Below are 20242 nucleotides of genomic sequence, written 5' to 3'. Positions count from 1 at the left end.
CGATAGTGGTGTCGTGACGTTTCCCTGTACTGCACAAACCCACTTTCGCACCGTACATCCAGAAGAAATGACGCTGATGTCATGGTAGCATCAGGTCGCCGTGTAATCGCATCAACCAGATGCCCAAGGCAAGAAAGGGCCCGAAGGGAATGGCGCGATGGCGATCGCCGTGCCGCAGTGTTATCCAACCTATACCCGCCAGGGCGGCGATGGAGATCACCATGGGCAGTGCTCCCAAGCCAACCCAAGCGCCGCCGGCTGCCAGCAGCTTCGCGTCGCCGATGCCCAGTCCGTCATAGCCCCGCCAACGGCGAAACGCCGCGGCCAGCAGCCGGAACAGCAGGTAGCCAGCGATTGCCCCGACGGCATGCTCGGCCAGCACCCAAGGCTCCAACAGCCAGGTAGCGACCAATCCCGCGACAATGAGCGGCAGCGTGAGCACGTCCGGCAGGCGGAAATGGTCGGCGTCTATCCCGGCCAGCGCCAAGAGGACCCAGCCCAGCAGGGCATTCGCCAGGGCATGCTGCGGCTCCGCCGCGGCGAGCACGGCCCAAGCCGCGACGGCGACGGCGGCGATCTCCACCGCGAGATGGAAGCGGCCGATCGGCGCTCCGCACCGGCCGCAGCGGCCACGCAGCCAGAGGTAGCTCGCCAGGGGAACTAGGTCGTGCCAGCGCAACGGCCGGTGGCAGGTCTCGCAGCAGGATCGCGCGTTGGCGACCGGCCGCCCCTCCGGCAGGCGGCGGATCAACACGCCGAGCAGGCTGCCGGCGATCGGCGCAAGCAGGATCGGCAGGAACGTTTCGATGCGCCGCGATCCTTGGCATCGGCTTGCCTGAACGACGGCATTGCCGCAGATTGAAGCCCATGCCCGGCACCCGGACACGAGGCCATTAGCAGCCATGTCGGCCATGCGGCAATGACGCGCATCGATGGACACCAGGCCGTCCAGGACCAGGCCGAGGACAGCGAGGACCGGCTGGCGGCAACGCTGGTCGCGCAAGGCCACTGCGAGCCGCGCGCGTTGGAGCGTGCCCGCCAAGTTTCCCGCGAAAGCGGCCAGCGGCTGGATGCGGTGCTACTCCAGCTCGGCCTGCTGACCGAACGGGTGCTGGCGTCCGCCTATGCGCAGCTGCTCGGCGCCCGGATCGCCACGCCGGATCGCTATCCCGCGGACCAGCCCATCGATGCGGGGCAATTGTCGCTGCGCTTCCTGCGGCATGCCCGCGCCCTGCCGGTCGCCATCGAGGATGGCTGCATGGTCGTTGCCGCGGCCGATCCGCTCGACGCGTTCCTGCCGGCGGCCATCGCCGCCGCGACCGGGAAGCGCGTCGTGCTGGAGGTCGCCGTGCCGATCGAATTGGAGGCCGCCTTCGCCCGGCTTTATCCCGAGGACGGCACGGCCGGGGAGCCGGCCGAGGAGAGCCGCGGCGCGGCGCTGGAAGACGACGCCGAGCGGCTGAAGGACCTGGCCAGCGAAGCGCCGGTGATCCGCCTGGTCAACCAGATCATCGCCCGCGCCGTCGAGACCCGGGCCTCCGATATCCATGTGGAACCCTTCGAGGACCGGCTGCGGGTCCGCTACCGCTACGACGGCGTCCTGCAGGAGGCGGAAGCGCCGCCGGCTAGGCTGGCGCCGGCCATCACCTCCCGCATCAAGATCATGGCGCGACTCGACATCGCCGAGCGGCGGCTGCCGCAGGATGGTCGCATCAAGCTGGCGGTCCGTGGCCAGGACATCGACTTCCGGGTCTCGACGATTCCCTCCCTGCATGGCGAGACCGTTGTGCTGCGGGTGCTCGACCGCAGCGCGGTGGACCTCGACTATGCCAAGCTGGGCCTGGCGCCGGCGGTCATCGCGCGGCTGGGCGAGACCATGGCGCTGCCGAACGGCATCCTGCTGGTCACCGGGCCGACCGGCAGCGGCAAGACCACCACGCTCTATACCGGGTTGCTGGCCCTGAACTCCACCGAGCGCAAGGTCGTCACCGTCGAGGACCCGATCGAATACCAGCTTCCTGGCATTAACCAGATCCAGGTGAAGCCGCAGATCGGCCTCGACTTCGCCGCCTTGCTGCGGTCGATCCTGCGGCAGGATCCGGATGTCATCATGGTCGGCGAGATCCGCGATCTGGAAACCGCGCAGATCGCGGTGCAGGCGGCGCTGACCGGGCATCTGGTGCTGTCGACGCTGCATACCAACTCGGCCGCCGCCAGCATCTCCCGCCTCCGCAACATGGGGCTCGAGGACTACCTGCTGACCGCGGTGCTGCGGGGCATCCTGGCGCAACGCCTAGTGCGGCGGCTTTGCGCGGCGTGCAAGCGGCCGGAGGCCGCACCGCCGGAGGTGGTGCGGCGCTTCGGCCTCGACCAGCGCTTTGCCGGCGACGCCGGCCCGATCACACTGTGGCATCCGGTCGGCTGCCCGCAATGCCGCGGCACCGGATTCCGCGGCCGCCAGGCGATTGCCGAATTCCTTGCCCCCGACGCGGCGGTGGAGCGGTTGATCTTCGCCCATGCCGAGCACACCGAGATCGAGCGCGCCGCGGTGCAGGCCGGCATGGTGACCATGTTCGATGCCGGGGTGGCGGCGGCGCTGGCCGGCACGACAACCATTGAGGAAGTGGTTCGCAGCATCCGCGCCGAGGCCTGAGGCATGCCGGCGTTCCGCTACACCGCGATCGCCCGGGGCGGAGAAACGATACGCGGCACACTGGAGGCGGCGGACGAGGCGGCGGTGATCGTGCGGCTGCAGCGCGACGGCAGCATCCCGCTGCATGCCGAACCCGATACCGGCAGCTTCTGGTACGGCCTGCTCCATCTAGAATTGGGCCGGGGCAAGGCGCTCTCGCCGCAGGATGTGGCGGAGGTCACCCGCGAGTTGTCGCTGATGCTGGCAGCCGGCCAGGACCTCGACCGCGCGCTGCGCTTCCTGCTGGAGACGACGACCCGGCCACGGGTCCGCGCGGTGCTGGCCGACATCCGCGAGGCGGTGCGCGACGGCGCGTCGCTGGCGACCGCGCTCGGCCGGCAGCCGCGCAGCTTCCCGCCGCTCTATGTCGGGCTGGTGCGGGCCGGGGAGGCGGGCGGCACGCTGGCGGCCACCCTCGACCAGATGGCCGAGCTGCTGGAGCGGGAGCGCACGCTGGCGGCGAACGTGACCTCGGCGCTGATCTATCCCGCGCTGCTGCTGGTGGTGGCCATCGGCTCGATCGCCCTGCTGCTGACCCGGGTCCTGCCGCAGTTCGTGCCGCTGTTCGAGCAGAACGGCGCGGCGCTGCCGGGCCCGACCCAGCTGCTCATCACCGCCGGCGACCTGGTCTCGGGCTACGGGGCCTATGCCGTGCTGGCCGCGGCGGGGGCCTTCCTGGTGCTGCGGCAGGCGCTGCGGCGGCCCGGCCCAAGGATCGTCGCCGACCGGCTGGTGCTCAGCCTGCCGATCCTCGGCGGCCTAGCGCGGGAGGTCCTGGCCGCGCGCTTCACCCGGACCCTCGGCACGCTGCTGAACAACGGCGTCCCGCTGGTGAGCGCCATGGCCATCCTGCGGGATACCGTCGGCAACCTCGCCGCCGTGGCCGCGGTGGACCAGGCGACGCTCGCGGTGAAGGGCGGCGCCGGGCTGGCCCGCTCCCTCGCGGCGGCCGGGATCTTCCCGGTCCGCACTATCCACCTGCTGCAACTGGGCGAGGAAGCCGAACTGGGGCCGATGGCCCTGCGCGCCGCCGTCATCCACGAGGAGAAATCGCGGACCGGGTTGCAGCGGCTGGTGTCGCTGCTGGTGCCGGTCATCACCATCGTGATGGGCGCCGCGGTGGCCGGCATCGTCTCGGCGCTGCTGCTCGCCATGCTGAGCCTCAACGACCTTGCGACCTAGGGGCTGGCCGGCGGCAGGCGGCGACGGGGGCTTCACCCTGATCGAGGTGCTGGTGGTGCTGGCGGTGCTGGGCTTGTCGCTCGGCCTGCTGCTGGAGCGCGGGCCGTGGCGCAGCCCGACGCTCGATGCCCGCGCCGCCGCCGGGCAGGTGGCGCAGGGCCTGCGGCTGGCGCGGGCCGAGGCGATCGCGCGCGGCCGGCGGGTGGTCTTCACGCTGGATGTCGCGGCTGGCAGCTACCGCGTGGGGGAGGGGCCGGTGCAGCCGTTGCCGCGCGGCCTGAGCCTCAGCCTGACGGCGGTGGCCGAGCAGACCGCCGGCAACCGCCTTGGCGGCATCGGCTTCCTGCCGGACGGCAGCTCCACGGGCGGCCGGATCGAGCTCGCCGCGGGCCAGCGCCGGCTGCGGGTCGGCGTCGACTGGCTGACCGGCCGGGTCAGCGTGACCGATGCGCCCTGACCGAGCCGCCGCCGGGGAGCGGGGCTTCACCCTGCTCGAGGTCCTGGTCGCCCTGCTGATCGCGGCGATCGGGCTGGGTGCGCTGTTCCAGGGCTCGCTCGGCGGCCTGCGCGCCGCCGATCTCGCCGGCCGCACGGAGGAGGCGGTGTCGCGCGCGCGGTCGCGCCTAGCCGTGCTCGGCCAGGGGGCGCCGCTGGCGGCGGAGGACCGGGGCGGCGACGACGGCAGTGGCTACCGTTGGCGGGTCCGTATCGCGCCGCTGGCAACCCGCCCGGGGGGGGCGGGCGAGCTGTCGCAGGTGCTGTACGACGTCGCGGTGACCATCGCCTGGGGCAGCGGCGGCACGGCGCGGGAGGTCACGCTGCAGACCCGGCGGCTCGGCGTGGCGCCGCCGCCGCCGCCATGAGGGACAAGCCGGGGCACGGTGGCGAGGCTGGGCGCGGCGGCGAGGCCGGCTTCACCTTGCTCGAGACGCTGGTGGCGCTGACCGTGCTCGGCTTCCTGATGGTTGGGCTGGTCCAGGGCTTCCGCTTCGGCCTGCTGGCCTGGGACCGCCAGGCGCAGGTGGTGGCGCGGCGGAGCGAGCTGGATGCGGTGGACCGGCTGCTGCGCCGGCTGGTGCAGCAGCTCGACCCTGGCACCCGGCGCGAGCCGTCCCGGCTGCTCGGCACCGCGCGCGGCTTCGCGGCGACGACCGATCTCGGCCCGGCCGCCGGCGCCCTCGGCACGCGGGATGCGGATATCCGTCTGTCGGTGGAAGCCGGCCGGCTGCTACTCCGCTGGCGGCCGCATCTGCATGCCACCCGCTTCGCCGCGCCGCCGCCGCCGGCCGAGGCCGAGTTGCTGCGGGGCGTCGAAGCCCTGGAGATCGCCTATTGGGGCCGGAATGCCTGGCAGCCGGACTGGCGCGAGGAGGCGCTGCCCTCGCTGGTACGGCTCCGGCTGCGGTTCCGGGCCGGCGACCCGCGGCGCTGGCCCGATATCGTCGCGGCACCCCTGCGCGAGGCGCCGCTGCGGTAAGCGCCTTTGAGGCGGACCCGACGCGAGGTATACGAAAGCCTCGATAAGACAAGCGGCTTGCCACGGGGACGAATCGTGCGGGAATTGGCCAGTCCGTGAGTCTTTTCGCCGATGCCATGCACTGGTGGGCCGGGCAGATGGCCGGGCTCATCCCCTCCCGCTTCCATCCCACGGACCGGGACGGCGGGGATGCGTTGCTGATCGAGCCGTACGGGGAGGGGGCCGAGGCGAGGCTCGGCATCGCCCTGCGCCGCCGCGGCCGGGAGGTCTCGCTGGGCCACCTGCCGCTCGACGCTGCGGCGGCGCCCGGGCTCCGCGGCCTGCTGCACGGCCAGCGCCCCGCGGCGACCCTGCTGCGCCTGCCGGCCGACCGGCTGCTGGAGCGCACCGTCACCCTGCCCCTGGTCGCCGAACGCGACCTCGGCCGCGTGCTCGGCTACGAATTCGACCGTTTCACGCCGTTCGCCGCAGCCGATGTCTACTGGTCCTGGACGGTGCTGCAGCAGGACCGGGCGCGGCGGGACATGCGGGTGCGGCTGTCCCTGGTGCCCAAGGCCCTGCTGGCGCCGGTCGTCGACACGCTGCGGGCGGCCGGGCAGACGCCGACCGGGTTGCGGGTCATGGCCCGGGACGGCGAGCCGCGCCACATCGGGCTGGCGGCGGAGGATCCGCGCGCCGGGCGCGGCCGGCGCCGGGTGCTGCTGGCGGCCGGCGGGCTCTGTGCCGTGCTCGCCCTGGTCGCGGTCGGCCTGCCGATCCTGCTGCCCTACCGCGCCCTGGCGCGGATCGAGGCGGATATCGAGCGGCTGCGACCGCAGCTCGACGAGGTGACGGCGCTGCGGCGGCGGATCTCCGAGCGCACCAGCGCCGACGACGCGCTCGGCGCGGAGGAGGCACGGCTGGGCAAGGCGCTCGAGGCGATCGCCCTGCTGACCGAGGTCTTGCCGGACGACACCTACCTCACCGCCTTCACGCTCCGGCAGCGGCAGGTGACGCTGACCGGGCAGTCGGCGGATGCGGCCCGGCTGATCCCCCGCTTGTCGGCCGACCCGATGCTGCGCGACGTCGCCTTCCTGTCGCCGGTCACCCGGGCCGAGCCGAGCCGGGCCGAGCTCTTCTCGCTGCGGCTGGAGCTGGGGCGCTAGGATGATCGCCAACCTGCCGACCGGAGTGCGCGGCCGCCTGCTGGCGCTGGGCCTGACCGTCCTGGCGCTCGCCCTGGTCTGGGCCGTGGTGGTGGACCCGCTGCTGGGCTGGAAGACGGCGCTGACGGACGCGGTGGACAACCGCGGCGCCGTCGCCCGGCGCATGGCGCTGGCGGCCGAGACCTTGCCGGCGCTGCGCCAGCAGGCCCGGGGCGAAGGCCAGGACCGCGCCCCCGCCGCCGCGCTGCTGGAGGGCACGACGGATGCGCTGGCCGGGGCGGCCCTGCAGGTGCGGGTGCGCGAACTGGCCAACCAGGCCGGCGTCAGTCTCGCCAGCGCGGAAGCCCTGCCGGCCGAGGCCATCGGCGTGTTTCGCCGGATTGGCATGCGGGTCACCGCGGCGGGCGCCTGGCCGGTGCTGGTCCGGCTGCTACAGGCGCTCGAGCAGGCGAGCCCGCGCATGCTGGTCGACGACATGCAGCTGCAGGCGGCGCTGTCGCTCGGCACCGAGACCACCCGTCCGGTCAACGCGACCTTCACCGTCTTCGCCTTCCGCGCCGCCGTGGCCGCGCCATGACGCGGCTGCTGCTGCTGCTGGGCCTGCTCGCCGCCGGCCTTGCCGCGGCGATCGTGCTGGAGCTGGAGGATTTCACGACGCCCGAGGTCCCGGTCCTCGCCTCGCCACGGCGTCCGGCGCCCGCATCGCCGGCCGCCGCGGCGGAGCGCCGCCAGGACGACTGGATCGCCCAGAGCCTGGCCCGGCCGCTGTTCAGCTCGGACCGCCGGCCGGCCCCGGCCGGCGCGGCGGGGGCTGCCGGCGACCGCGCCGAGGAGCCGCCGCGCCTCACCGGCATCCTCATCACCTCGGCCGGTCGCCAGGCGATCTTCGCCGTGGGCGAGCGCAGCCTGGCGGTGCGGGAGGGTGGCGGCATCGGCGGCTTCGTGGTGCGGGAGATCTCGGGCGGCCAGGTGAGCCTGACCGGTCCTGCCGGCCCGCGGCTGGTGCGGCCGAGCTTCAGCCCGGCGGGGGAGGACAAGGACCGGGCCGCCGCCGGCCGGCCCGCGGCTGGCACGGCGGCGGCCTTCGCGGCGAACCCCGCGCCATCCGGCCTCGACATCCTGCGCAACGCGGCACGGCAAGCCGCCGATGCCGCCCCCCCGGCGTCGCCGGACACCCCCGAAGCCGGCGTCGATGCGACCGTCCGCGGCTTCGCCCCACCAGCCTTTCGCCCCGCCCTGCCCGGCCGCGCTGGAGCATTTCCCACCCGATGATACGCCGCCTGTCGCTTCCGCTGTTTCTCCTGCCGTTGCTGGCGGCCAGTTGCGAGAGGGTCCGCGAGCCCTTGCTGCGGCCCCTCCCGCAGCCGCCCTTCGGCACCACTGAGCAGGTCGCGGCGCCACGCCTCAGCGGCCCGCTGGGCTCGCCCGATGCCCTGGGGGGGGCGCAGAGCAGCTACGGCACCGCCCCGTTCATCAGCCCGCCCGGCCAGCCCGGGATGGCCGGTGGCGGCGACATCTCGCTGAATTTCGCGGAAACCGACATCCGGGAGGTGGTCTCGCAGGTGCTCGGGGGCATCCTCGGCGCGAGCTACACCATCGACCCCGGCGTGGGCGGTACCGCCACCCTGCGGACCGCGCAGCCGGTCTCCCGCGCGCAGCTGCTGCCGATCCTGCAGACCCTGCTGGCGCAGAACGGCGCAACCCTGGTGCAGTCGGGCGGCATCTACCGCGTGCTGCCGAGCAGCGGCGCGGCACCCGCCGCCGCCCCGCCCGGCGCGCCGGCGGGCGGCGCGGCCGGCGGCGGGCGGGCCGATGCCGGCGGCACCGTGGTGCCGCTGCGCTTCGCCGCGGCCGAGGAGCTGGCGCGGGTGCTGCAGCCCTTCGTCGGCGCGGGTGGCCGCATCACCGCCGACCCCGGGCGCAACCTGCTGCTCATCAGCGGGGACCCGCTGACGCGGGACGTGCTGCTCGGCCTGGTGCGGGCCTTCGACGTGGACCAGCTGGCCGGCCAGTCCTACGCGCTGCTGCCGGTCACCTCGGGCGATGCGCGCGATTTTGCCGCGGCCATGCAGGATGCGCTGCGCGGCCAGGGCGGCGGAGGTGGCGGCCCGGGCGGCGGCAGCCTGGCCGGGGTGGTGCGGGTGGTGCCGATGCAGCGGATCAACGCCGTGCTGGTGGTCTCGGCCCAGCGCAGCGCGATCGACCAGGCCCGGCGGGTCTATGCCCTGGTCGAGCGGGTGCGGCGCCAGACCCTGCGCGGCTGGAACGTCTACTACTTGCAGAACAGCCGCAGCAACGACATCGCCTATGTCTTGCAGCAGGCCTTCACCCCGCGCAACGTCACGGCGCAGCCGACCCCGGTGGGCAGCACGGCGCCGGGCCGCGGGACGCGGCAGCTGAACGGCGGCACCGGCGGCGGCGGCGGCATGCCGGGCGGCGGGACGGTAAGCGGCATCGGCGGCGGCGGCGGCGGCGGGCTGGCCCAGGGGGGCGGGCAGCCCTCCGGCCTCGGCGGCGATCAATCGGGCAGCGGCCAGTCGGGCGCCCAGGGGATTGCCGGCGGCGGCGGGCAGCAGCCCGGCTCTGGCAACCCGCTGCTCGGCGGGCTCGAGCCGGGCGGCGGCGGGGAAGCCGCGCCGGAGGCCATGCGGATCGTCCCCAATCCGCAGAACAACGCGCTGCTGATCTATGCGACCCCTCAAGAACGCGACACCATCGAGACGACGCTGCGCCGGCTCGACATCCTGCCGCTGCAGGTGCGCATCGACGCGGTGATCGCCGAGGTCACGCTGAACGACGCGCTGCAGTACGGCACGCAGTTCTTCTTCCGCACCGGCGAGTTCAACAACGTGCTGACCACCGCCGCGACCGCGACGCTGGCCAGCGGCTTTCCCGGCTTCGTCTTCGCCGGCCGCGCCGCGACCGGCGCGCCGCTGGCGATCTCGGCGCTGCAGTCCGTCACCGACGTGCGGGTGCTGTCGTCGCCGCAGCTGATGGTGCTGGACAACGAGCCGGCCCGGCTGCAGGTCGGCTCGCTGGTGCCCTACCTCACGCAGAGCGCGCAGAGCACGCTGACCGCGGGTGCGCCGATCGTGAGTTCGGTGTCCTATCGGGAGACCGGCGTCATCATGGAGGTCACGCCGCGGGTGAACAGCGGCGGGCTGGTGACGCTCGACATCGCTCAGGAGGTCAGCGACGTCGATCCGAACACCACGACCACGGGGATCAACTCGCCCACCTTCCTGCAGCGCACCGTCCGCTCCCGCGTCGCGGTGCAGGATGGCCAGACCATCGGCCTCGCCGGGCTCATCCGCGACAACGTCACGCGCGGCAACAGCGGCCTGCCCTGGCTGCGCAGCATCCCGCTGCTCGGCTCGCTGTTCAGCCAGCAGGACAACCGGCGGCAGCGGACCGAGCTGCTGGTGCTCATCACGCCGCGGGTCATTCACGACCAGCGCGATGCGAGGGCCTTGACCGAGGACCTGCGCGAGCAGGTGCTGAACGCCGCCGCGGTGCAGGATCAGCTGAACACGCTGCCACGCTCGGGCCTGCCCGACCCGCAGGCGCGGGTCCGCCGGCGGCTCGGCCTGGAGCGGTGAAACCGGCGACCCGGCCCGGTCGGCAGGACCAGCGCGGCTTCGCGCTGCTGATCGTGCTGTGGGCCATGGTGATGCTGTCCTTCGTGGCGACCCGGGTCACCGCCTCGGGCCATGGCGCGGTGCTGGTCGCGGCCAACCTGCGCAACGCGGCGGTACTCGAGGCGGCGGCCGACGGCGCGGTGCAGGAAGCGATCTTCCGCATGCTGGATACCTCGCCGGCGCGCTGGCGCCCCGATGGCCGGACCCGGACGCTGCCGATGCCGCGCGGCGAGATCCTCCTCCGGCTCGATGACCAGGCGGGCAAGGTCAATCCGAACCTCGCCTCGGTCGAGTTGCTGACGGCGCTGCTGCGCCAGCTCGGCGTGGACAGCCAGGGCGCCACCCGTCTTGCCGCCGCCATCGCCGACTGGCGCGCACCGACCGCCGAAGCCCGCCCCTTCGGCGCCAAGGCGCGGGAATACCGCAATGCCGGGCTCGGCTACGGCCCGCCGGATGCACCCTTCCAAAGCATCGGCGAGCTCGGCGCGGTGCTCGGCATGACGCCGCCCCTGCTGGCGCGGCTGGCGCCGCATCTCAGCCTGTTCAACGACGGCGACCCGGAGCCGGGCCTGGCCGATCCGCTGGTGCTGCGCGCCCTGCGCGGGTCGCTCGGGGCGCAAGAATTCGCGGCATCGCCGCAGACCGGCCGCCGCGTGGTGGCCATCGCCGCGACTGCCATCCAGCGCGGCCGCGGCGGTGGCGGCACGCCTGCCGCGGACGTTGCCCGCTTCGCCCGCCGCGCCGTCGTGCGCGTCGGCGAAGGCAGCAACGGGGCGCCCTTCCAGATCCTGGCCTGGGGCATCGAGGAGGACTAGCGCGTGATCATCCGCGTCAGCGGTTGCAGATGAGCTGGTCCTGCGCGCCGGTCCCGTCCGCGCCGTTCGAGCAGAGGTCGTAGCTCCGGCCGCTGCGGCTGGAGGGATTGCGGTAGACCCAGGGACGGTTCCAGGGGTCCATGGGCACGCCCTCGGCCCGCAGGTACGGGCCGTTCCAGCCGCCCAGGCCGGGCGGGCGGGTATTCAGCGCTGCGAGCCCCTGGTCGGTGCTCGGGTAGCCGCCGGTGTCGAGCTGATAGATGTCGAGGACGGAGGCCAGCCGTTCGATCGACTGCCGCGCCACGGATACCCGCGCCCCGCCCAGCTGCCGGAGTGCCGCCGGTGCCACCAGGCCAATCAGCAGACCGAGGATGGCGATGACCACGAGGACCTCGAGCAGGGTGAAGCCCGCGTCGCGTCCGGAGTGGCGGGACAGGGCGGCAGCACGGCGAGGCATCGGCAAAATTCCTTTCGGCGCAGGGGCGGACGTGGCATGGCTAGGGGCGGGTGCTGCAACCGCCGCCGCATCCAGCAGCAGCACGGGCACGACGTCCATGGGTCTTCCCTATCTCGCCTGCATGGCCCTCGTCGCCTCGATCTACCAGCTGCCGCCGCGCGTGCTGCCGTCCATCCAGGCGATCGAGGGCGGCCGCCCGGGGTCCGTCGCCAGGAACACCAACGGCAGCGAGGATCTCGGCGTCATGCAGGTCAACACGCTCTGGCTGCCGGCACTGGCGCGCTACACCGGCCTGCCGGAAGCCGAGGTGCGGGACCGGCTGATCCATCGGGCCTGCTTCAACATCGCGGCGGCGGGCGCCATCCTGCGGGGCTATTTGGATGCTGCCGATGGCGACCTGATGCAGGCGGTCGGCAATTACCATTCGCGGACACCCGGGCTGCATGCGGCCTATCGCGGCCGCGTGGTCAATGCCGCCCGGCGGTTGTTCGAGGCGCCGGCGGCCATGCGTCGGTGACAGGGGATGGCATGGGGCGGCGGTGACGCCGTCCCATGCCGGTCCTGGGCTCGAGCCGCTGGCTTAGGCCCGGATGGTGCCGTTCATGGCGCTCGGGAAGAACAGGCCGGAGGTGGCGTTGACGCCGCCATAGACGATGTTCAGGACCTGGCGCGGGCTGCGGCGGAAGGTCTGGCCCTGCTGGTCGGTCGGCGCGATGAAGTAGTTGTTCCCCTGGAAGGAGATGCCGCGCTCGTCATCAGCACCGGACAGCACCGAACGGAGTGCGGTGATGCGGCCGACCGTCGCTTGGCCGCCGAGATTCGCCAGCAGGGCGCGAATGGCACCACCGTGATAGGCCTCGACCGCCAGCACCGAGGCTGCATAGGAGAGCAGGTCGCGGTTGCTGATGAGCGATGCCGCGCCGCCATAGGCGGTGACGCCGACGTCCTCGAACACGAAGGCGCCGAGGAGGAAGCTGATCTCATCGGCGAAGGGGTTGAAGGTCTGGCCCGGAACGATCAGGCCGGCCGCCAGGGCGAGGGTGGTGAAGCTCTGCTGCAGGTCGATCGCCGGGCGGGCCACCGCGCTGCTGCCGAGCACGGCGCGGATGAACTTCACATGCACCTGCTCGTCGATCGCGATCTTCTCGGCATACTGCCGCACGTAAGTGCTCTGGAAAGGCACCCGGCTGCCGCCGGTCACCGCGCCGAGCGCGCCGGTCCCGGTGGTGTCGCTGGCGGCAAGGCCCTGGCCGGTCGCGGCGCGCAGGTAGAATTCGGCTTCCAGGTATTCGAGATTCAGGGCGAAGTTGAAAATATCGACGTCGGTAATGCCTTGGGCCTGCACCGGAGCTGAGGGAAGGACCACGCCCGCCGACGCCATGGCACCGAGCGCAACGGCGCCCAAACCGGCCCGCGCGAAAATGCCGCGGCGATTCACGTTGACATTTTCTTCTTCATTCGCATCGTTCTGAGACATGGAAGTTTCCTTCTCACCTGCCGGATGGAGCATCAGCCGGTGTCACCCGGCTCTAAGGCTCTATCCACGCCACGGCCGTGTGACCGCTTTCAGCAATACGTTGCCCAAGGCACAATGGATGCAGGCCAAACGCAGTTTATTTTACAATCCCGGGTTTAAATTTTCATCAAAACATTAACGTCTTGGCCACCGATACAGGTGCCCGGCCGCGTGCAGCCCGGCCAGCATTCGTTGCGTCCTGGGTCCGATGACATCCCAACTGCGGTTCGTCATCCAGCGACCGGCGGCGGACTGGCACTGCCGGCGGGCGGCGAGGTCGCCGAGCAGGGCGTCCAGCCCCTGGGCCAGGGCCTCGGGCCCGGTGCCAGCGAACCGCGCCACCGCCTCTCCGGCTTCAGCGTAGAAGGCCAGTGGGGTGACGATGACCGGCACGCCGGCCGCCAGGACGCTGCGCAGCGAAGCGCTCGAACCTTCCTTCGAGGCCTGGGTCGGCAGCGCCACCACGTCGCATTCGGCCAGCCGGGCCATTGAATCCGCATCGGGCAGGAAATCCGTCTGCCATTCGATGGCATCGGCCAGCCCGGCCGCCGCGGCGAGGGCCCGGCATGCGGAGATTTCGGCGGCGGAATCCGGGGCATCGTATTCGGCATTGACCAGGCGCAGCCGCAGGCCGGGCCAGCGCCGGCGCAGCAGGCCCGCCGCCTCGATCAGCTGCGGGATGCCCTTGCCCGGCAGGAAGAAGCCGTAGCAGCCGATCCGTGGCGCGTCCTCCTGCCCCAGCGGCCGCAGGGCCTGGGCGGCCCCGGCGGGCGGGGTCCCCTGCGGGATCAGCACCGCATTCGCCACCAGGCCGAGCAGCCGCAGCCTTTCGAGGTCGGCCAGGGTATGCACGATGATGCGGCTGGCGGTGGCCAGGGCGACGACCGTCCGGTCGCGGACCGAACCGGCCTCGTCCACCAGTTGCTCCACCGTGTGCAGGGTGACGCTGACCACCCGCCCGGCCAGCGCCGGCGACCCCAGCAGGCGCGCCAGGGCGTCGAAGCCGAACAGGCCGGGCTGGTGCTGGATCACCAGGATTTCGGGGTCTTCCGCCGCGATGGCCTGGGTGAGCTGGTCCATGCTGGCCGCATCGCCCATGCGCCAGGCCACCCGGACCCGTGGCATCCCGGCATCGGGCCGGTCCACCGGTGCGGTCCGCGCATCCGCCAGCACGGTCACCCCGGCCATGGTCTCCGGGACGCTCTCCAGCAGATGGCGAGAATATTCGGCGACGCCGCAGCGCACCGCCCAGCTGGTAACCCAGGCCTGGCGCAGGGGCCGCGGCGGCGGCGCCAGCAGCAGCGCGGTGGCGATGTCGGCGAGGCGGGCCGCCAGCGCGGGCCCGTCGGTCGCGGCGGCGATCGCGGCCTGGGCGCGGCGGCTCCGGGCCGCCAGGGCCAGCCCGGCCTGGCCGGGATCCCGGCAGGCGGCCACCGTCTCCCGCAGCGCCAGCACGAGGTCGGCCTCGTCCGGCTCGAACCAGAGCGAATGCGCCATGGTCAGATGGGTGCGGGACGGGGCATGGCGCCAGTCGATCAGGCGCGCCGTCTCCGGGCCGCAAAAATCACGGTGTCCGCCGGCGCCGGTGACGATCAACGGCAGGCCGGCTGCCATGGCTTCGGCGGCGGCCATGTTGAAGCCCTCGCCGCGGGTGGGCAGGACCATGACATCGGCCTCGGCATAAAGCGCGAGCATGGCGGCCGCATCGATGTCGCGGTCGATGAGATGGATGTCCGGCAAGCCGGGGTCGCGCGCCCGCAGGGCGGCGATCTGTTCGGCCACGTCGTTGTGCGGGTTGGGAAAGCCCTTGATGACCAGCCGCACCGGATCCCCGGCGCGGAAGGCGCGCGCATAGGCCGCCAGCAGGACGTCGACGCCCTTGCGGGGGAAGCAGGAGGAGACATGCAGCAGGGTGACCGGCGTGCCGGGCGGCCGCACGCCGCGGGCCCGCGCCAGGGCCTCGAAGGGGGCGAGGTCGAGCGCCTGGCCCAGCAGCCTGACCGGGATGGTGAGCCCGGAGTCGACCAGGGCCTTGGCCACGGAGGCGGTCGCCACCACCACGCCCTGGAACCCGGCTTCGAGCACCGCGATGGTCGCGGCCGGGATCAGCGATTCCTCCCAGTAGAACAGCGCCAGCGACAGGTCGCTGGGCTCGGCCGGGACATGCACCGGATAGTGGTTGCTGACGATGACATGCGGCCCGGTGTCGAAGGCATCGCGGGCGGCCAGGGCGGTGACGGCGGCGGCGGTCCCGGCTGGGAGCTGGGTCAGCGGCGCCGACGCATGGCCCTCGATGGGCGCCAGCCTGGCCCGGCCGGGGCGGGCGGCGTCCAGTACCAGCGCCAGGGTCCGATTGACCGAGGCCAGGCTGTAGCTGCCGCTGGCATGGCCGGTGACGGTGAAACGTAGGTTGGCGTCGAGCGCGGCCCTGGTGGTGCCATCGCATGGCGGCGCGGCGCCGGCCAGGGCCAGGGCCTCGACCAGGGCCGGCACCTGCCGGTCCAGGCTGAAGCGCCCGGCGGACCGGCGCTGGGCCTGGCCCAGGGCCGCCAGTGCGGTCGGATCGCTCGCCAGCGCCTGCAGCCGTGCCGCCACCGCGGCGGCGCCACGGTCCGCCAGCAGGCCGGGCACCCCGCCCGCATCCAGGTTGCCCAGCGTATAGGGCACCGCGCCGCTGGGCCAGGCCAGCACCGGGACACCGCGTGCCATCGCCTCGACTAGCGGCACGCCGAAGCCTTCGTGCAGGCTGAGCGAGACGTACAGATCGGCCGCCGCATACCAGCCGTGTAGCTCCGCATCAGAGACTAGGCCGGTGACCAGGACGTGCGCCTCGAGCCCCGCCTCGGTAACGCACGACCGCAGTTCTTCGATGTAGCCGCTGCCGTCGTCGGGCCGGCCGACGAGCACCAGGCGCGAAGCCTGGCGGTAGCCGGCCAGGAAGCGAGCAAAGGCCTTGACCAGTTCGAGCTGGCCCTTCGAGGCGGTGATCCGGCCGACGAAGAGGATGGTGAAGACCGGGTGCGGCGGTGCCGGCCGGCGCAGCGCATGGGCTCGCAGCGCGTCGATGTCGAACAGCAGGGTGCAGGCGCGGACCGGATCGAAGCCGAGGCCCCGCAGCTCGATGGCGTTGTACTCGCTCATTGCCAGGGCGGCGACGACGTGCGGGCGCAGTAGCGCGAGCTGCTGGCGCCCCAGCCGTGCATAGGCCTGCGACACCGTGCTGCCGGCCAGGAATTCGGGCGGCGTGATGTTGTGGTAGCTCAGCACCTTGGTCGCCGGCAGCGCCACCACGCGGGCGAAGGCGTCGTAGCCCATGGAATGGTGGAGGATCAGCACGTAGTCGGCATGCTGCGGCATCTCGTCCAGCAGCCGCAATTCATGCTCCAGCAGCGGATCGCGGTGCTCGACGAAGATCTCGCTGGCATAGCCGAGCCGGCGCAGCAGGGCGCGGGTCAGCAGCATACCGTTGGTGACCGCATCGCCGACCGCTGATCCGGAATGGAACTGATGCACGGTGCGGATCGGCCGGCGCGGCATGACCGGCGGCGCGGGCAGCACGGGGGGTGGCAGGTGCAGCGCCTGCGGCTGGACGGCCGGCTCGGGCAGGGACGGCGGCGCGGCCGGGATCGGTGCCGCCGCTGGCGGCTGCGCCCGGCCGGGCCTCAGCAGCCGCACTGCGCGGCGCAACGGCCCGGTGATGCGCCACGAGGTGCTGGCGCGCATAAGGGCCAGCCAAGCTTCCGCCTGCTCGGCCCGGGCCTGCTGCTGGCCGGCCTGCGTGCGCAGCTGGCCGGCCAGTGCGCGCTGCTGGCCGAGGCTGGCCTGCAGCGCCGTCACCTCATGCCCCAGTGTCCTGGCCCGCGAAGCCTCCGCGATGGTGCCGAGCACCTGGCGCGATGCTGTATCGGCGCGGTCCTCCGCGAGCCGCGTCCAGGCTTCCGCTACCTGCGTCCGGTCCCGCAACGCATCGGCGGCCGCTTCCGCCGCGTTGATGCGCCGCGCCCATTCGGTATCGGCGACGCGCAGGAAGTCGTCGAAGACGTTCGGCGGCGTCCGGAAATGCGGTGCCAGGGCGGCGTGGTGCTCCGCGGCGACGTAGAAGCGGTTGAGCCCGTCGAACCAGGCGAAGCAGTAGTCGGCCGCTAGCAGCAGCGGTTCCCAGGTCGCATGGGTCTCCTCGGACGACATCGGCTTGGTCGCTTCGACCAGGATGATCCAGGGGCGGAATGCGTCGAAGTCGGCGCCGGCGAGGACGGCGCGCTCGGCACCCTCCACATCCACCTTGAGGAAATGGATCCGGGCCGGGGCATGCCGACGGCAGATCGCCGCCAGGGTCTCGATCGCCACCGTGCCTTCCTCGACGGTGAAGCCCTGCGTGCGGTAGTCCTGCGCCACGCTGCTTTCCAGGGTGGAGAGGCCGGTTCCAGGCACGGTGAAGAACGGCGCTTGGCCCGGGCTTTCCCCCAAGGCGAGGCGCAGGGTCGTGTCCTGTGGCCGTGCCGCTTCCAGGCGCTGGGCATAGCCTCCCACCGGCTCGACGTTGATGCCGGTCCAGCCGCGATCGTAGAAGGCGCGGGTGACGGAATCGACGTCCGGATGGGCTGCGCCGACGTCGATGTAGAAGCCGCGGCCGACATGGCGCAGCGCACGCCACAGCAGGATATCTTCAAAATTCTGCGCATAGGAGACGAAGGTCATGCGGCTATCCTGGCATTGGCATTGGCTCAAGGGTGACGGGCGCGTGCCGCGTGCGGTCAGCCGGGCGTTGCGACGATGTCGATGTGGTCGCGCTGACGCGCGGCGTATTCTGCCATGATCGGCTCGGGCTCGTTGCCCGGCGTGGAGACCGAACCGTCCGGCTGGATGCAGCCGATCCGATAGCCTCGAGACAGCAGCCAGCGGAGGTAATCGGGGCCCGATACCCCGGAAATGCCGGGCATCTGATCCGGGCTGAACTCGCTAATGATGGTAGGACGGTCCCGAGTGATGATCCCTTCGCATCCGAGGATCGCGTTGTACTCGGCGCCTTCCACATCGAGCTTAATTAGCCCGACGGAGCGGTCGGCGCCGGCGATGTCGTCGATCCTGAGGCTGGCGACGGTTTGCGCGCCGAGCAGCGTGTCCAGATCGTCGGAGGGTGTGGAGGTGGTCCCGTTCGATTGCCCGACGTGCAGCGCCAGCAGGCCGGTCGTGCGGCCGGCGGCGACCTGCGCGATGGCCACATGGGCATAGTCGTTCAGTCGGCGGCTGGCCTCGAGCATCCTGGCGTTGCGCGGGTTGGGCTCGACCGCCAGGACATGGCCTTGGGGGCCGACCAGCCTTGCGGACAGCATGCTGAAGTAGCCGATGTTGGCGCCGATATCGATGACCCCCATGCCCGGCCGCAGTACCCGGCCGAAGACGGCGGTCACGTCCGGCTCGTAGTTATCCGTAGCGACATGGGAGCCGACGTCCGTATCGCTGCGCGAAACATAAATTTGAAAGCCTTGTGCAGAAACGATACTCAACTCCATGGAACTTTTGTGCGAGAGCAGGCCTCGCCGTTCAAACTCGAGACTGCTTAGATAAGTAGCGACAACTGTTTCAAGTCGTTCCCCAGCGCGGGCAGCATGCCCAGCCCATTCTTCACGGTGCGGATTGCGACCGAGCAACAGACGAAAACATTGCAATATATCCATTTCGGATGCGGAGCTAGAATAGCTTTGATTCCAAGGTTCCTGAAAAATTTCGAAATTCACTGAGTAGCTATTGGCTTGCCTAGTTTTGTTAAGCCATGATTTTATTTTATTTCGCATTGCGTGGTCCCGGGATGAGGTGGTGCGGGTTGATCTTGAAGCCTGACGGATCCTTGGTCCAGGCGTCGCAGATGGCCTGGAAGGGTGTTTGCCATCGCAGCGCCTTGAGGTGGCACGCCACTTGGCCACGGTTTTGGAGTTTAGGCCGTACTGGGCGGCAAGGGCGCGGGTCGACGCTTGCGCCGCTTGGAGTTCGGCTCGAACTCGTGGCGTCGTTCGGGCTGAGCCGTGAAGACCTGCTGCCATAGGGCGTCCTCCTGGTCACGAGAGAACGCACCACACTCCGGGACTGCACACCTAGCCCTCGTTTACGCCTTCGCCAAGCCGCAAGGCGTTGCAATGGCGAATTTCCTTTAAGGCCATTTGCGCTGCTTGGACTAAGTATCCGACAAACTTTAAATCATTCCGCAACATCTCATCCCAAGACCGCATCTTACAACTCCAAAGATATATTAGACTTCCATTTTTTATAGAAAATTTTAAGATTGTCAGCTGCCTGCGTGCCGAGTTGCGAATTTGCCAACATCAAAGGGCGTGTGGTCCTGCTTTCCTCATGCTGCAAAGAGACAGGAACTTGAAAAACTTGGAAACCGCGCATTCGCGCCTCAAAACAATAATCAACATCACGCACATAAGCCCAACTATACCGTCTATCAAAGTTGCCGCACGCATCGATAACTGACCTTCGTATGAAAACTCCGCCAAACGTTGCCCAAGGCACTTTCCGAATTTGATTTAGTGTGGATGCTGCAATCCCCTCAGATCCAAGCTTATGACTAACTGGTCCATGTAAATGTCCGATACGGCCTTCCAAGAACGTCCCTCCAGCACATTGAACGATAATCGGTTCCAATTGGGATGTTCTGGGGTAAAATAAATTACACCCAATGATGCCTGCATAAGGAAGCATTTCGCGGAAGTGCAAAAGCTGATCAAACCATGAGTTGTTTGAATATTCGTCCAATGGAGCCATGTCCGAATGAATTATTATTATATCGCGATCAGGAAATTGGCTCCAACAAAACTCAAATGCCAACTCTGGGCCTATCATTTTTTTGTCTTGCCAAAAGAAGAATTTGAGATGTTTCCCGTTTATGTTGTTTAAAAAGAATTTTTGCTCGATTTCCAGTTTTTCATGGTCATAAAGGTACGGACATATAATTATGGGATCCATAATAGCTCTTTCAAATTGATTTAAATTACCGCGACTAAATTTACACCTTGCTTTAGCTGTGTTTCACAAAGAGCTGACGGTCAGGGTTCTCCTTTCCCCGGACAGCTTTATCTTATGGCTTCAGTGACGGGTATTCCAAGTGAAGTGAAGCCGTTCAGGACGGCCACACGAGGCGTTGTTGCACGGACCCGGCCATTGGCGCTCCAGGCCGGACTGCCGTAGAAGGATCGCTGCCCCCCGATCCCTGGATGCCCATCTTTCCGTTCAAGCTGAACTAGTGTCCTGATTCCGTAGTTCCTCCGATCTGTTGGGAACGGAGGCAGAAGCGCTGGATGGCGGCGAGGATGTCGT

General features: G+C 70.1%; 17 protein-coding genes and 1 pseudogene. 11 read left to right on the top strand and 7 right to left on the bottom strand.

Going from position 1 to position 20242, the window contains the following annotated elements:
• Positions 1–79: 79 nt before the first annotated feature.
• Positions 80–940: a prepilin peptidase gene (locus AC0IW9_RS25160; RefSeq protein WP_471651040.1), complete on the bottom strand. Its 861-nt coding sequence runs from the start codon at positions 938–940 to the stop codon at positions 80–82.
• On the opposite strand from AC0IW9_RS25160, the gene AC0IW9_RS25155 reads away from it, so the two are divergent.
• The 10 genes from AC0IW9_RS25155 (at position 920) to AC0IW9_RS25110 (ending at position 10949) form a co-directional block, all read left to right on the top strand.
• Positions 920–2653, top strand: coding sequence for a GspE/PulE family protein (locus AC0IW9_RS25155; protein WP_471651039.1), 1734 nt, complete (start codon positions 920–922; stop codon positions 2651–2653). The genes AC0IW9_RS25160 and AC0IW9_RS25155 overlap by 21 nt on opposite strands.
• A 3-nt stretch (positions 2654–2656) precedes the next feature.
• Positions 2657–3874: a type II secretion system F family protein gene (locus tag AC0IW9_RS25150; protein ID WP_471651038.1), complete on the top strand. Its 1218-nt coding sequence runs from the start codon at positions 2657–2659 to the stop codon at positions 3872–3874.
• A complete protein-coding gene (locus AC0IW9_RS25145; RefSeq protein WP_471651037.1) occupies positions 3864–4331 on the top strand; it encodes a GspH/FimT family protein in 468 nt (155 codons plus the stop codon). Before AC0IW9_RS25150 ends, AC0IW9_RS25145 begins: the two co-directional genes overlap by 11 nt.
• Positions 4321–4737 (top strand): type IV pilus modification PilV family protein, encoded by a 417-nt coding sequence (locus tag AC0IW9_RS25140; protein ID WP_471651036.1) that lies wholly within the window; start codon positions 4321–4323, stop codon positions 4735–4737. The genes AC0IW9_RS25145 and AC0IW9_RS25140 overlap by 11 nt, the downstream gene beginning before the upstream one ends.
• Positions 4734–5351, top strand: coding sequence for a type II secretion system protein GspJ (locus AC0IW9_RS25135; RefSeq protein WP_471651035.1), 618 nt, complete (start codon positions 4734–4736; stop codon positions 5349–5351). Before AC0IW9_RS25140 ends, AC0IW9_RS25135 begins: the two co-directional genes overlap by 4 nt.
• A 95-nt stretch (positions 5352–5446) precedes the next feature.
• Entirely contained in the window at positions 5447–6496 is a 1050-nt protein-coding gene (locus tag AC0IW9_RS25130) for a PilN domain-containing protein (RefSeq protein ID WP_471651034.1), read from the top strand.
• A gap of 1 nt (position 6497) precedes the next feature.
• Positions 6498–7073, top strand: coding sequence for a type II secretion system protein GspM (gene gspM, locus AC0IW9_RS25125; protein ID WP_471651033.1), 576 nt, complete (start codon positions 6498–6500; stop codon positions 7071–7073).
• On the top strand, positions 7070–7768 hold the full coding sequence (locus AC0IW9_RS25120; protein WP_471651032.1) for a hypothetical protein: 699 nt from the start codon (positions 7070–7072) through the stop codon (positions 7766–7768). The genes gspM and AC0IW9_RS25120 overlap by 4 nt, the downstream gene beginning before the upstream one ends.
• Positions 7769–7839: 71 nt before the next feature.
• On the top strand, positions 7840–10095 hold the full coding sequence (gene gspD / locus AC0IW9_RS25115; RefSeq protein WP_471651031.1) for a type II secretion system secretin GspD: 2256 nt from the start codon (positions 7840–7842) through the stop codon (positions 10093–10095).
• On the top strand, positions 10092–10949 hold the full coding sequence (locus AC0IW9_RS25110) for a type II secretion system minor pseudopilin (RefSeq protein ID WP_471651030.1): 858 nt from the start codon (positions 10092–10094) through the stop codon (positions 10947–10949). Before gspD ends, AC0IW9_RS25110 begins: the two co-directional genes overlap by 4 nt.
• 16 nt (positions 10950–10965) lie before the next feature.
• Here the strand turns inward: AC0IW9_RS25110 and gspG are convergent, their stop codons facing one another.
• Positions 10966–11406 carry a type II secretion system major pseudopilin GspG gene (gene gspG / locus AC0IW9_RS25105; protein WP_471651029.1) on the bottom strand — a complete coding sequence of 147 codons (441 nt, stop codon included), beginning with the start codon at positions 11404–11406 and terminating at the stop codon, positions 10966–10968.
• A gap of 97 nt (positions 11407–11503) precedes the next feature.
• Between gspG and AC0IW9_RS25100 the strand changes: the two genes are divergently transcribed.
• Positions 11504–11923 carry a lytic transglycosylase domain-containing protein gene (locus AC0IW9_RS25100; RefSeq protein ID WP_471651028.1) on the top strand — a complete coding sequence of 140 codons (420 nt, stop codon included), beginning with the start codon at positions 11504–11506 and terminating at the stop codon, positions 11921–11923.
• Between the two features lie 63 nt (positions 11924–11986).
• Here the strand turns inward: AC0IW9_RS25100 and AC0IW9_RS25095 are convergent, their stop codons facing one another.
• From AC0IW9_RS25095 to AC0IW9_RS25075, 5 genes and pseudogenes are all read right to left on the bottom strand, one after another.
• Positions 11987–12916, bottom strand: coding sequence for a ferritin-like domain-containing protein (locus AC0IW9_RS25095; protein ID WP_471651027.1), 930 nt, complete (start codon positions 12914–12916; stop codon positions 11987–11989).
• 141 nt (positions 12917–13057) lie between these two features.
• Positions 13058–17620, bottom strand: coding sequence for an FkbM family methyltransferase (locus AC0IW9_RS25090; RefSeq protein ID WP_471651026.1), 4563 nt, complete (start codon positions 17618–17620; stop codon positions 13058–13060).
• Between the two features lie 56 nt (positions 17621–17676).
• Entirely contained in the window at positions 17677–18435 is a 759-nt protein-coding gene (locus AC0IW9_RS25085) for an FkbM family methyltransferase (protein ID WP_471651076.1), read from the bottom strand.
• 345 nt (positions 18436–18780) lie between these two features.
• A pseudogene (locus AC0IW9_RS25080) lies at positions 18781–18963 on the bottom strand (IS481 family transposase); the annotation flags it as partial.
• Between the two features lie 187 nt (positions 18964–19150).
• Positions 19151–19891, bottom strand: a complete 741-nt coding sequence (locus tag AC0IW9_RS25075; protein ID WP_471651025.1) for a glycosyltransferase family 2 protein — start codon at positions 19889–19891, stop codon at positions 19151–19153.
• Positions 19892–20242: the final 351 nt, after the last annotated feature.

Source organism: Belnapia sp. AC561 (assembly GCF_979252845.1).
The sequence above is the reverse complement of the archived record's forward strand: the minus strand, read 5'-3'. Positions and strand labels throughout refer to the sequence as shown.